Consider the following 13799-nt stretch of genomic DNA (forward strand, 5'->3'; position numbering starts at 1 on the left):
CTAAGCCGAAAGTAGCAAAAGAACACGGTATCCGTGTTCTTTCGTTGTTGATCAGTAATCCGGTTCAAGCAGGTCTCGATGCAGATCTTTGATTACCTGCTGCGCATCCTCTTGCCGGATGAGGAAGCAGAGATTGTGTTGACTAGCGCCGTAACAGATCATGCGTAAGTTATAATCTTCTAAAGTATTAAAGATATGTCTGCTCGCGCCTTTGGTGTATCCCATCTTGTTGCCGATAACCGCAACCAAAGATAAGCCTTTTTCTACCGTAACACGGCACAGCTGGCTTAACTCTTGATGGGCAAGTTCTGGAAGACAAGGCGCGCCACCACTGGTATTGGTGCTATCCAGTGTTAATGACACACTCACTTCTGATGTTGTAATCAAATCAACAGAGACTTTGTGCTTAGCAAGAATAGCGAACACCTCAGCGAGGAAGCCATAGGCATGATACATATTAAGGCTTTGCAGGGTGATCATGGTTTGATTGTTGCGCAGGGTTAATGCACGGAATAGCGGTGTACTCTCTACCTTCTCTTTTACCCAAGTTCCACCGGCTTGCGGATCTTTAGATGAACCGACAAAAACTGGAATCTGTCGGCGTATCGCTGGGATCAGCGTATCTGGATGTAAAATTTTCGCGCCAAAATTTGCCATTTCTGAAGCTTCACTAAAGCTAATTTCTGGAATTGGTTGAGCGCGGGTAGCAATGCGAGGATCGGTCGTGTAAATGCCCGGTACATCGGTCCATATCTCTAAACTATGCGCATGTACCGCTTCCGCGATCAGCGCGGCACTATAATCGCTACCACCGCGACCCAGCGTGGTGGTATTTCCTGCGTTGTCACTGCCAATAAAACCTTGTGTAACGATAATGCTTGCTTGGCACTCTTTTAGTAGATGTTGCTGTGCTTGAGCATACAGGGCATCAACATCAGGAATGGCTTTGCCATATTGATCGTCGGTTTTCATGATGGGGCGAATGTCAAAGCGACGGCAAGGGTAGCCCATATCATCAATTACTTGGGCAAAAAGGTGGGTTGACATCAATTCACCACAAGAGACGAGTTGATCAGTCACTTTAGCAGAAGGAGAGATGATAGCCTGCTCTGCCAGTGTGGCCACGCTATCAAGCAATTGATTAATCTGCTTAGTTAGTACTTGCTGATTACTGACATGCTTAATAATGCCGTAATGAATTTCACGCAACGCAGTCAGAATTTCGCTTTTACGTGAAGGCTCAGCAACACCATTGGCGAGTTCAACCAATAAGTTAGTGACCCCCGAACAGGCGCTGATCACAACGAGTTTGGTATTGGGGTTGTTAACCACAATTTTGGCACTGTTCGACATTGCGTCATAATTAGCGACGCTGGTTCCGCCAAATTTGGCGACAGTGAAAGATGAAACACTCACAACTGCATCTCCCTATTGCAGAATAAATTCAAAATCAGTGAGGGAGAGCTGGAAGGGCGCGACAAACGACGACCAGAAGCTCTCCACTATGAAATAGTGACAGCCTGTGGGATTCAACCCTTTCAGGCCGATAGCCTGATTCCCAGCTCAGGACTACCTCGGCATTGCGCCCCCTCATAAGGTTGAATTGGAGCTGGGGCCCCTCAACCATACTACCTGAACAATGCACCTCTTCTGACTTTTGCTGGATGGATCACAAAAGTTTTCTTATTGATAAAGTTTTAACCACTTCTTGTCAATGATTATCTCTTTTTATTTAAATTTGTGTAGTTTAGACAGTCATTGCAGTGCTAATGTCGACTAAAATGAGATGACTGAAATCTGCGTACTTATAACGTTGATAACCTAAATACCTTACCGGCAATATTATCATTGGAGATCTCAATGGCCATTACTAGTTTTAATCCACCTCGCCGTACATTGATGGGGCCAGGACCGTCAGATATTTATCCGCAAGTGTTACAAGCAATGAGCCGTCCGACGGTAGGGCATCTCGATCCGTTGTTTATTCAAATGATGGACGAGCTTAAAGCGCTGTTACAGTATGCCTTCCAAACTAGCAATGATTTTACAATCGCACTTTCTGCGCCGGGTAGTGCAGGCATGGAAGCGTGTTTTGTCAATTTGGTTGAAGCCGGCGATAAGGTGATTGTTTGTCGTAATGGCGTGTTTGGTGAGCGCATGCGTGAAAACGTTATTCGTTGTGGCGGTGAAGCCATTTTAGTTGATGATGAATGGGGCAAGCCTGTTGATATCGACAAAGTAGCAGCGGCACTAGAAGCACACCCAGATGCAATCGCGGTGGCTTTTGTGCATGCAGAAACATCAACAGGGGCATTAAGTGATGCACAAGCGATTGCACAATTGGCACAAAGTCGCGGTTGTTTAACGATAGTTGATGCTGTGACCTCGCTCGGTGGTGTTGAACTTCGAGTTGATGATTGGGGGTTGGACGCGGTTTATTCTGGTAGTCAAAAGTGCCTCTCTTGCCCACCTGGCTTGTCGCCTCTTACGTTTTCAGCCAAAGCGATAGAAAAGATTCAGCAACGTAAAACGCCGGTACAAAGCTGGTTTTTAGATCAAAGCCTAGTATTAGGTTATTGGAGTGGTGAAGGTAAACGGAGTTATCACCATACCGCGCCAGTAAACAGCTTATATGCTCTGCATGAAGCATTATTGTTGCTTAAACAAGAGGGCCTAGAAAATGCTTGGCAGCGTCACCAACAAATGCATGAAGCGCTAAAACATGGCTTGGAGGCAATGGAGATCACATTTGTGGTGGAAGAAGCTTACCGTTTGCCGCAGTTAAATGCGGTGTATATCCCAGAAGGCGTTGATGACGCAGCAGTGCGTCAAACACTTCTGAATGAGTATAACCTTGAAATTGGCGCTGGGTTAGGCGCATTGGCTGGTAAAGCATGGCGCATTGGCTTGATGGGCTATGGGGCGCGTCAAGAGAACGTGGCGCTCTGCTTGCAAGCCCTGCAGCGTGTATTGGCTTAATTTAATCCTTCTAAATAAAAGAGAGCCGTGACTGACATCGCGGCTTTTTGCTATGCCCTTTATTCCCGTGCCAGTGGTGGCAATGATTTATGTTGATATGCGACATCGTCTTCACTTTCAATATCGGTCAATAGGGAAAACGAATGATTAGGAAAGAGAAAGGTCGCTTCTTCGTAGAGCTGCAGGCGTTTATCATTTTCCTCAGTTAATGCATACGCAAGGATTAAGTTTTGATATAACGACGGTCGTGGCCATTGCTTGGCTTGTTGGGTTGCCCAGTCGATATAGCTTTCGATGAGTTTAAACTCTGCCGTAGCGGCGCCGACTTGCAATTCGGTGGTGTGTAAGTTCCAGTCAAAACGTTGTTGCCACAGATAGGGATTAGAGACGTTGGTCAAGTACACTGGGTTGACGGGACGTTGACGCTCAAATTGGGTTAACCAATAGCCAGACTGTAAACCAGATAACATAACAAGAGTAACAGAGAGTGGTAGTGAGCAGGCTGCGAGTCGAATATTCAGCGTATGGTTTACTGTTTTCTTATAATATTTTGCCGTCAGGTTATCGATCCAGTAGATGAGCACGATAAAGACAACGAAGTGAGCGATGGAGTGATAGAACGGATACTCGAGCTGTGTGTGTAAGATGATCGGCCAGCAAATTGCCACCAGTGCCAGATGCGTCCCCGCTTTAGCGCGTTTGACACGAAGATAGACCGCGAGTGCTGCAAGGAGAAGGCCTAAAAGGGGAAGGATACCTCCCTCTACGGCCCAAAAAAGCAATTCATTGTGCGCATGCTCCAACCCCGGCAAGGAGGGCGTATTAATTACTCCCTGTTGATACCAATGCGCTGTTTCCATTATGTAGCTGGACTCAAAGTTGCCATAGCCATAACCCATTAGCGGTTTTGTTTGTAGCATTTTCAGATTTTGCGGTATATGAACGGTTCGCCCACCATCAAAGGTTAGCGCCATCTCGCGAAAGGCCGTGTCGGGCGAAGATAGCCAATTAAAGGCCATCGCGCCGCCCAGTAAACACATCAGTAGCCATAGACGGTACTGAGTTTTGGCAGCAAAGCGAATCAAAAATGGCAGGATCATCAGGCCGCCGATCAGCCCACCCCACAAGCCAGTTCTAGAGCCTAACACCAGTAATAACGGAATCGTCATGACCGGGGTGAGAAGTAACGGAAGGTGGCGATAGTGCCATCGACCACGATATAGAGGCTCACGCGCCATTAAATAGGCAGATAAAACCAAGCCTGTTGCCATAAAGCTAGCCATAACATTGGGTTGCTGAAATATCCCGTAGGGGCGATTTGCCGCGGTATTGTAGCCGATGGGGTTATCAGTGGTTAAGAGTAGAAATTGTACCCAGCCCAATGCGGCTTCAATTAGCACGGCCAGAAGAATAAACCACAGCAAGCGTTGTCGTTGACGATGGGAAAAAACAAACTGTTGAGTAGCCACAAACAGCAGCCATCCAGCCCATACTGTTAACAAACGCGGCAATGCGTGCTCAGGTGTTGAGTGAGGATAAAAGAGGGGCAGAGTCAGCAGCACGGCACAAACAAACAGTAATAGCGTGAGGTGCGTATAGCGGCAGTGCTGCTGGCGGCAGATTTCTAATAACCCGACGCCAATAGCGAAGCTTAACGGGATCCAAGTTGCCTGATTGAAAGGTAACGCCAAACCTGAGCCACCAGGGTTATGCATAAACGTATGCATGGTAACAAGAAACAAGCCCCCCATCGCCCCTAAGAACCATTGGGTTAGGGGTTTTCTTTTGATGGGCTGAAGGCTTAAACGTGTTCCTTTTGTTTGTAGCACACTATGTCCTTATCGTTATTCGTCTTAGCACATTCGCTTCCTAGCGTTTTAGCATCGGCGCGAGAAAGCGTGCCGTATGCGAGCCACTGACCATGGCGACTTGTTCTGGTGTGCCATAGGCAATAATGTTACCACCACCACTGCCACCTTCAGGCCCTAGATCGATAATCCAATCAGCAGTTTTGATCACGTCGAGATTATGCTCAATCACTACAATGGTATTGCCGTGATCCCGCAAGCGATGCAGAACATTTAAGAGTTGTTGAATATCGTGAAAATGCAGCCCAGTTGTCGGCTCATCCAGAATATACAAGGTTTTTCCTGTATCGCGTTTAGAGAGCTCTTTTGCCAGCTTAACGCGCTGTGCTTCTCCGCCTGACAACGTCGTGGCAGCTTGCCCGAGACGTACGTAGGATAACCCAACATCCATTAAGGTTTGTAGTTTTCTGGCAATTGCCGGAACGGGTTCAAAAAACTTTCGTGCATCCTCTACTGTCATTTCAAGCACTTCATGAACAGATTTGCCTTTATACTTCACCTCTAATGTTTCGCGGTTGTAGCGTTTACCTTTGCAGGTGTCACACGGTACATAGACATCAGGCAAGAAATGCATCTCAACTTTTATCACACCATCGCCCTGGCAGGCTTCACAACGTCCGCCTCGAACATTGAAGCTAAAACGCCCCGGTTTATAACCGCGAGAGCGGGCTTCTTGTGTGCCAGCGAATAACTCCCGGATCGGGGTGAAAATACCGGTATATGTGGCGGGATTTGAACGGGGCGTGCGCCCGATTGGGCTTTGATCAATATCGATCACTTTATCGCAGTGCTGCAGATTATCGATCTTGGTATAAGGGGCGGGTTCTCCGGTGGTTGCCCCGTTCAGTTGTTGATGGGCAATTTTGTAAAAGGTATCGTTGATCAGGGTTGATTTCCCGGAGCCGGATACGCCGGTGATACACGTAAATAAACCGACTGGAATGTCGACATCGACATTGTTGAGGTTATTGCCACTCGCTCCTTGCAATGAAATAACATTGTCAGGATCGAAAGCGATACGTTGCTCTGGCACTGAGATCTGTTTCCGACCACTGAGATAATCAGCAGTGACAGAGTGCTTGGCATTGAGGATGGTTTGATAATCGCCCTCAGCGACCACTTCGCCGCCATGCACGCCAGCTCCAGGGCCAATATCAATAATATGATCAGCGGCACGTATTGCGTCTTCATCGTGCTCAACAACCAGTACGGTATTGCCTAAGTCGCGCAAATGCTCAAGGGTCTTTAAGAGACGTTCATTGTCGCGTTGGTGTAAACCAATCGACGGCTCATCGAGCACATACATGACCCCGACTAGGCCAGCGCCAATCTGGCTGGCAAGGCGAATTCGCTGTGCTTCGCCACCTGAAAGGGTTTCAGCACTGCGTGATAAATTAAGATAATTGAGGCCCACATTGACCAAAAACTGTAAGCGATCGTGGATCTCTTTTAAGATCTTGTCGGCGATTTGTGCCCGTTGTCCTTCGAGTTGCAAGGAAGAGAAGAAATCAAGCGTCTCTTTAATGCTCATTTCACAGATGTCAGGCAGGCGTGTGTTAGCGACGAAAACATGACGTGCCTCTTCACGCAGGCGGCTACCTTGGCAGCTACTGCAAGATTTTGTCGCAATAAATTTGGCAAGCTCTTCGCGTACCGCATTCGATTCTGTATCGCGGTAACGGCGCTCCATATTGTTAAGGATCCCTTCAAAAGGGTGGCGGCGCAGTGTGATATCACCGCGGTCGTTAATGTATTTAAAGTCAATTTCCGTACGCCCAGAGCCGGTTAGCACGACTTTCTTAACCTTGTTACTTAAGGTATTGAAAGGGGCATCAACATCAAATTCATAAAATTCCGCCAGTGACTTTAACATTTGAAAATAGTAAAAGTTGCGCTGATCCCAGCCACGAATCGCACCACCAGCCAAACTGAGTTCGTCATTTTGAACAATACGATCAGCATCAAAATACTGTTGCACGCCTAATCCATCACAGGTTGGACAGGCACCAGCAGGATTGTTGAATGAGAATAGACGCGGCTCAAGCTCTTGCATGCTATAGCCGCAATAAGGGCAAGCAAAGTTGGCCGAAAAGATCAGCTCCTCAGTAAAGCTGTCATCCATGCCGCTAATTACAGCAGTGCCACCGGTCATTTCGAGCGCCGTCTCAAACGACTCAGCCAGGCGTAACTGGAGATCATCACGTACTTTAAAGCGATCTATAACCACCTCAATAGTATGCTTTTTATGTAGTTCCAATGTTGGTGGATCTGACAGATCACAGACTTCACCATTTACTCTGGCGCGAATAAAACCTTGTGCTGCAAGGTTTTCAAAGGTTTTAACGTGCTCGCCCTTTCGTGCTTTTATCACCGGTGCCAGTAGCATTAACTTGGTGCCTACTTCCAGTTCAAGCACCTTATCGACCATTTGACTGATGGTTTGTGCTGCCAGTGGCACATCGTGGGTAGGACAGCGAGGCTCACCCACGCGTGCATAGAGCAGACGCAAATAGTCATACACTTCAGTAATGGTGCCGACAGTTGAGCGTGGATTATGTGAGGTTGATTTTTGCTCAATAGAGATGGCGGGTGAAAGCCCTTCAATATGGTCTACATCCGGTTTCTCCATTAATGAGAGAAATTGACGTGCGTAGGCGGATAACGATTCAACGTAACGGCGCTGCCCTTCAGCGTAAAGGGTATCGAAGGCGAGCGATGACTTGCCCGAGCCGGATAACCCGGTAATGACAGTGAGCTTGTCACGAGGGATAGAGAGACTAATATTTTTTAAATTATGGGTGCGCGCCCCACGTATATCGATGTTATCCATGTTGAGCATTCTATAATTTTTGTATGAATTAGCATTATTGCATAGCCAATCCGATCCGGAAAGGTTACGCTGTATATAAACACAGTTACTCAGCAACGTGAAAGCGTATTAATGTGAGTAAATTCCAGTCGACAACACAGTTTGAACAGTAGGCGCTCAAACTGTGGCGTGTTACACTGGCGGATTATTGATTTGAGTATGGCAGTCTTTTGGACTGACACAACAACCGGAGCTTACTATGGCCAGTCGTGGTATTAATAAAGTTATCCTGGTCGGGAACCTAGGTAACGACCCTGAAATTCGCTATATGCCAAGTGGCGGTGCTGTTGCAAACATTACGATTGCAACTTCTGAGTCATGGCGCGATAAAAACACCGGCGAGCAACGTGAAAAAACGGAATGGCACCGTGTTGCACTGTTCGGAAAGCTAGCTGAAGTTGCTGGTGAGTACTTGCGTAAAGGCTCTCAGGTTTACATCGAAGGCCAGCTTCAGACCCGTAAGTGGCAAGATCAAAGCGGTCAAGATCGCTATACAACAGAAGTTGTCGTGCAGGGCTTTAACGGTGTAATGCAGATGCTGGGTGGACGTCAAGGTGGCGGTCAAGGCGCACCAATGGGTGGCCAACAGCAGCAACAGCAAGGTGGTTGGGGACAACCTCAGCAACCGCAACAACAGATGGGACAGCAACCACAAAACCAAGGGTTTGCTCCTCAACAACAGGCGCCACAGCAAGCGGCTCCTCAACAACCTCAACAGCAGCCTCAGTTTAATGAGCCACCTGTTGATTTTGATGATGACATTCCGTTTTAGTCCGCCAAAAATTTAAGTGTATAGTCACTTAATATTGGATTGTATCTAAGCCCCTATTTTTAGGGGCTTTTTGTTTTTTGTGGCGTGTAAACTTGTCATTGGGTAAGATCTGTGTTTGTATATAACTTGTACTTTTAAAACTGTATAGACAGGTTGGGTGTATGAGAGTAGTAAGAGTCGCATTAGATAACTCTAATGAACGCGTATCAATCATAGTTGATGACGATGATTGTCCGATTGATGATTTGAATTATTACATTATCACTGAATTAAGAGGGAAGGCTGATAATACACTTAGAAATGCAGTGTATGCACTGCTTCACATTCATCGTTTTGCTCTAAAAAAAGACATTTCACTATTGGATGAAATGAGCACAAAGTGTTTTGAAAGCTCGACACTTTTCACTTCTTTCATTAATCACTTACAGCAAAAGTCGCCGAAAAGCGATGATGTTGTTACCGACATAAAACCTGAATTAGTACAACCTGATCATTTCGACTCCCGAATTGATGCGGCAAAAAAGTATCTTAGTTACCTTTTTGAATACGGGATATCGAAGAGGCGGATGGATGACCCACTAAGAGTAAGTCTAAACGATAGCTTCAACCGTTTAATGGCAAAGTTGGAATCTAGAAAGCTCAAAGATAGCTCCAAACCAAGTACAGAAGGCTTGTCTATATTTCAGCAAGCATCGTTATTTAAGGCTTTGGAACATCGGGAGTTCTGTGATTGGAATGAGTTAACCCTGAAGCGAAATAAGTTAATTGTGTACCTATTCTACGCAACAGGGATTCGAAAAGGAGAACTAGCAAGCTTAACTATTCCTAACTGTCATACAAACGTCCCTGCTCCTTACATATTTACAACTGAAAATGTCAAACACATTGATCCTCGAATGGATGTCCCACATGAAAAAACTCGTGAAAGGATCATTCCTATCTCTACCCAACTTGCTCAAATGATTGAAGACTATAAAGCAGAAAGGAGCAAAAGCGACGAAGCAAAAAAACAACCTCCATTTCTTTTATTATCAACACACACACCTCATCCACCTATGTCTATGTCGAGTATCGGGAAGATTTTTAGTTCCATTGTTAAGGCGATCCCCGATATTGATAGGTTAGGTGCGCATAAGATTAGACATACATTTTTTGAGAATCTTGACCGTCACCTTGCTAATAATAGCTATACGGATGAAGAGAAGAAGAGGATTAAAAATAATATAGGCGGTTGGTCTATAAGATCAAATACGAGTGAAACATATGAAATATTATCTACTCGTGAGCAGTGCGTAGAGGTTTTGAGTAAGTTACAAAAAGATCAAGATGAATCATATGGAAATGAACAAGATTTGTTACCGTTCTAATTATTAAGGTTGATATCAATGGAAGATAGAGTAATCACGGTTACATTTGATGGGGAAGCAGATAATGACGTTGCTTACCCAAGGTTTGTAACATCAAAACATGAAGAGTTACACGATCTGTCAAACGAACGCATATACTTAGGTGATCACAGAGGTAGTATCAATTTTAGACTTTTCCCTGAAGCAATTTATCATCATATAATTTCATTTATTGCATATAGTTTGCCTCGTTGTTCTGATGTTACTGTATATAATCGAGCTAATATAATAAGAAAACACTTGGATGTTAAATTTACTGATGATATTGAAGGTGAAATAAAGAGTTTATATAAGGGGATAGTGTTTTCAAAGGTAATAACACCTGAAGATAAATCAGTTCTTCGTACATTTTATGAATTTTGTGTGACTGAAGGTCATCCGTACTTTGATGATGTTTTTTATGACTTTTTTTTGGATGAAGCTTCTTTTGGAACTAACAAGGGGAAAGGGCGAGATGTTTTAATTCCCATGAAAAATAGGGGGTGTTTAACCGCAAAAGAGAACCCTGTGTTTATTAAAGCGATAAACAATATAGATTACACTCAACTATCTCTCACAGAACTCCATGGTTTTATTAGCTTAAGAATTGCTCAGTTGTTGGGGGCGAGAGATGTTCAAGTGAGAAATATGAAAGTGAAGCACTTTCATATTAAGGATAAACAATACTTATTGGATATACCCAGAGCTAAACAAAGAGGAAGAAATAGTAGAAAGTCATTTAAGCGTAGAATGATTACTACACGATTAGGTAGACAGATTGAACATTTAATTGAAAGAATGAATAGCTATGGTTTGGGTGATATTTCAGACTATCCATTACTTTGCACATTATCAAGAAGAAAAGTCTTATCTATTACAAAGAAAAAGCTATCAACAAGTGTGTTTCATTCAAGATTATCAGATATTCAAAGTAAGTTGAATTTAGGTTTTACGGTTAATAATCGTCGCCTAAGGAAAACATTCTGTTCAACACTAGTTTCACAAGGTACATCATTAAAAGTTATTGCAGAATTAATGGATCATAGTGATCTTCAGCAGCTTGAAATATACTATAGGCAAACATACAGAGTATCACAAAAAATAGATGAAATTCTAATTCGTGAATTTGGTTATGTATTAGATGTTTTTCATGGTCGAATCATAAAGGAGGGTGAGGAAACACAAAATGGGCAAGATATATTTGTTCAAACTAAGTCTCGCTCACTATATAAAATAGGTTCTTGTGGTAGTAACAAACTTTGTACATTGAGTCCTCCTCTGAGTTGTTATGGATGTCCTTCCGTCGAGCTGTTTGAAGATGCTGAGCACGGTGAGGTACTAGAAAGCTTAACAGAAGAAGCTAGGCATATTTTTGGGGATCAACATATGTCTAAACTTCTGGAAAATGATAGCTTTCTGGCTATAAGCTCCGTTATAAATAAAATCAAGGAGGGAGATTATGAGTGATGTTGTAGCTCTTCCTAAAATAGGATTTGACCCAGAGGCTAACTTGAGGGAGATGGTATCATTAACCAAGTCAAACTTTCCGTTTGAAGGTGCGGACTGGGATGATATGAGTTGGAATGTAACTGGAAATCTCAAGGTTGCAGCAAGACAAGCAAATAAAAAAGTATGTTTGCACTTTACTAAAGATAATGGTCTAGATAATAAAGTTAAAACTGCTGTATCTGATATGAAACCATTTAACTCTAAAGAGTTAAGTGATGTGGTTAAGTGTCACGTCTGTTCCTTGGTAAATAATTCACCATCTAATAATCAACTGTCAGCAGGGGCTGTTCAGATTTTAATTAATGCATATAGATACTTAGATATAGAACTATCATCTAACTCATTACCATTAAGACTGATTTCAGACCGTAATTTTGAGCAAGCATTAAATATTGCACTTTCTAAATTGCAACCGTCAACAGCATATCGAGTCGGTGTTCAACTTAATAAAGTTTCCAAGTTCTTTAATAAATTTAAGTTGTCACAAAGAAAGCTCAATTTTAAATCTCCTTTGAAAAGAAGTGGTACTCAAACATCATCTGATACAAAGATTGATACAAAATCAATTACAAACAGAGAAAGTAAACTACCGAAAGATAATTTGTTATTTGCTATTGGTGAATTGTCCTCTAGGAATTTAGATGGTAGCGATGGAATACATCAAGCGATTACTGACATCATGTTTGCCTCTGGACTACGATTCGATGAGGTTGCGTCTTTATCTACAGATTGTTTTTATGAAGTAGAAACAGAAGAATATAATCAAATTCTTGGCGTTACAGAAAAAATAACGTATTGGGAGTTAAAGTATCATGGTAGGAAAGGTGGTGGCTTTCGAACGAAAGCGATCGCAGATTCACTCGTTCCAATTATGCAGAGAGGTGTATCACAAGCAAGTTATTACTTTATGTTAGTGAGAGAGTCTATTGAATTGATAGAGAAGGGTGAAGAGTATGACTTTTTCCCTAAGTTATCTAATGAAAAGCATATTGTTAAGGATTCATGGCCACTTTTTTCTTCAAGCAACTCAAATGCTCAGGGACTTTTGAAGAAGTTAGACGTTGATATCTTCAAGTCAGACAAAAAAGTTCAAGGCAGAAAGCTTAATGCCTTTGATGCAAAGCAGTTAAAAGAAACAGCTCAAGTTAGGGCTATAGAGTCAATTGAAAGTATATGGAATGCAGTCAAGGATCAAACCACTGCAAATAAATGCTCTGAATTGCTCTTTATACAGTGCTATCAAGGGAATCACGATGTTAAATCTACAACTTTGTGGGAGTTTTCACCTATTACATTGACTCAGTATGAAGACTTTATGATTGGAAGAGAAGATGGCAGCATGACTTCAATTTTCATTCGCGAGTCTCTAATGACTGATGAAGATGATTTTCATATTACCTCACATCAATTTAGGCATTTCTTAAATACAGTTTGCCAACTGTCAGACAGCATTTCAGAGTTAGAAATAGCAAGGTATTTTGGGCGTAAATACATTGGTGACAATAGTGCTTACGATCACACTAACAAAGCCGCGCACGCAATGAAAAATGCACAATCGATTATTGACTCTACAGGATTAAGCAGAGAAGGGCTTAAAGATGTCATGAACCAATTTGTTATAGTAGATCGAGATGAAGCCCTTGAAACAATTGAGGACTTGGCGAGTTCTTTAAAAACCTCAATTGGATTGTGCAAGCATAACTATTCTGATTCACCATGTGGTAAACATTACGCTTGTTTAAGAGGGTGCATAAACTATCAAAGAGAAAAAGGAAATGCTTCGGAAGTTGAGTTCATTACAGGTATTCACAATGAAACCTTCGAACGAGTTCAGGACGCAAAATTGGTCGTCGAGAAAGAGTTCTGGGGTGCAAATAATTGGCTGATATCGCAGAGTACGCTGTTAGATGGGTGTATTGCAGCTCTTGCCATAGAATCTGACGAGTCGATTCCTGTTGGCTCTTTGGTGCAAGTTTTCCCTGATGGTACTGATGGATGTGAAGCATATGAGTAATGAACGATACATAACTGAACATGTGAAGAATAAGATTATCAAGATAATTGATCTCATGGTAGCGAGAAACGAAAAAGTTACTTGGGACAAAATAGCTCAAGCCGCAGGCTATACTCGTGCTGCTCTATCTAGAGATGAAGAAATCAAAGAGGCGTATCAAAAAGCCAAGAAAGGCTCCCGAATCTTAAGAACAGATGCTCAGAAGATAGCTGATTTGACGAATGAAGTGTCTAAACTTGAAGATAAAGTTAAGAAGCTTAATTTACTTAAAAAGAACTATGAAAATAAGTATATAAGATGGCTTTATAATGCATCTAATTCAGGCGTTTCAGAAGAGATTTTAAATCGCCCCTTGCCTGATACGATGAAAATAACTAAGCGAAAAAAAGGGATGAATTGATAA

The 13799-nt window shown here is 43.0% G+C and carries 9 protein-coding genes and 1 riboswitch; of the genes, 6 read left to right on the forward strand and 3 right to left on the reverse strand.

Annotated elements, in window-relative coordinates; all coding sequences use genetic code 11:
- Positions 1–51: 51 nt before the first annotated feature.
- Positions 52–1416, reverse strand: a complete 1365-nt coding sequence (lysC, locus tag ACKLNH_RS12460; protein ID WP_413112587.1) for a lysine-sensitive aspartokinase 3 — start codon at positions 1414–1416, stop codon at positions 52–54.
- Between the two features lie 68 nt (positions 1417–1484).
- Positions 1485–1658, reverse strand: a riboswitch (Lysine riboswitch).
- 202 nt (positions 1659–1860) lie between these two features.
- Here lysC and ACKLNH_RS12465 point away from each other — a divergent pair.
- A complete protein-coding gene (locus tag ACKLNH_RS12465; RefSeq protein ID WP_413112588.1) occupies positions 1861–2979 on the forward strand; it encodes a pyridoxal-phosphate-dependent aminotransferase family protein in 1119 nt (372 codons plus the stop codon).
- Between the two features lie 59 nt (positions 2980–3038).
- Here the strand turns inward: ACKLNH_RS12465 and ACKLNH_RS12470 are convergent, their stop codons facing one another.
- Positions 3039–4808: a PglL family O-oligosaccharyltransferase gene (locus tag ACKLNH_RS12470; protein WP_413112589.1), complete on the reverse strand. Its 1770-nt coding sequence runs from the start codon at positions 4806–4808 to the stop codon at positions 3039–3041.
- A 40-nt stretch (positions 4809–4848) separates the two neighbouring features.
- Positions 4849–7677, reverse strand: coding sequence for an excinuclease ABC subunit UvrA (gene uvrA / locus ACKLNH_RS12475; RefSeq protein WP_413112590.1), 2829 nt, complete (start codon positions 7675–7677; stop codon positions 4849–4851).
- Positions 7678–7915: 238 nt separating this feature from the next.
- On the opposite strand from uvrA, the gene ACKLNH_RS12480 reads away from it, so the two are divergent.
- The 5 genes from ACKLNH_RS12480 to ACKLNH_RS12500 all read left to right on the forward strand — a co-directional run bounded on the left by ACKLNH_RS12480 (position 7916) and on the right by ACKLNH_RS12500 (position 13796).
- Positions 7916–8488: a single-stranded DNA-binding protein gene (locus ACKLNH_RS12480; RefSeq protein ID WP_413112591.1), complete on the forward strand. Its 573-nt coding sequence runs from the start codon at positions 7916–7918 to the stop codon at positions 8486–8488.
- Positions 8489–8649: 161 nt separating this feature from the next.
- Positions 8650–9855: a tyrosine-type recombinase/integrase gene (locus ACKLNH_RS12485; RefSeq protein ID WP_413112592.1), complete on the forward strand. Its 1206-nt coding sequence runs from the start codon at positions 8650–8652 to the stop codon at positions 9853–9855.
- Between the two features lie 18 nt (positions 9856–9873).
- Positions 9874–11340 carry a tyrosine-type recombinase/integrase gene (locus ACKLNH_RS12490; RefSeq protein WP_413112593.1) on the forward strand — a complete coding sequence of 489 codons (1467 nt, stop codon included), beginning with the start codon at positions 9874–9876 and terminating at the stop codon, positions 11338–11340.
- A complete protein-coding gene (locus ACKLNH_RS12495) occupies positions 11333–13396 on the forward strand; it encodes a hypothetical protein (RefSeq protein WP_413112594.1) in 2064 nt (687 codons plus the stop codon). Before ACKLNH_RS12490 ends, ACKLNH_RS12495 begins: the two co-directional genes overlap by 8 nt.
- Complete coding sequence (locus ACKLNH_RS12500; protein WP_413112595.1) at positions 13389–13796, forward strand: hypothetical protein; 408 nt, start codon at positions 13389–13391, stop codon at positions 13794–13796. The genes ACKLNH_RS12495 and ACKLNH_RS12500 overlap by 8 nt, the downstream gene beginning before the upstream one ends.
- The last annotated feature ends 3 nt before the right edge of the window (positions 13797–13799 follow it).

Origin of the sequence: Thaumasiovibrio clandestinus (genome assembly GCF_047250365.1) — a bacterium.
In the GTDB taxonomy this organism is placed as follows: domain Bacteria; phylum Pseudomonadota; class Gammaproteobacteria; order Enterobacterales; family Vibrionaceae; genus Thaumasiovibrio.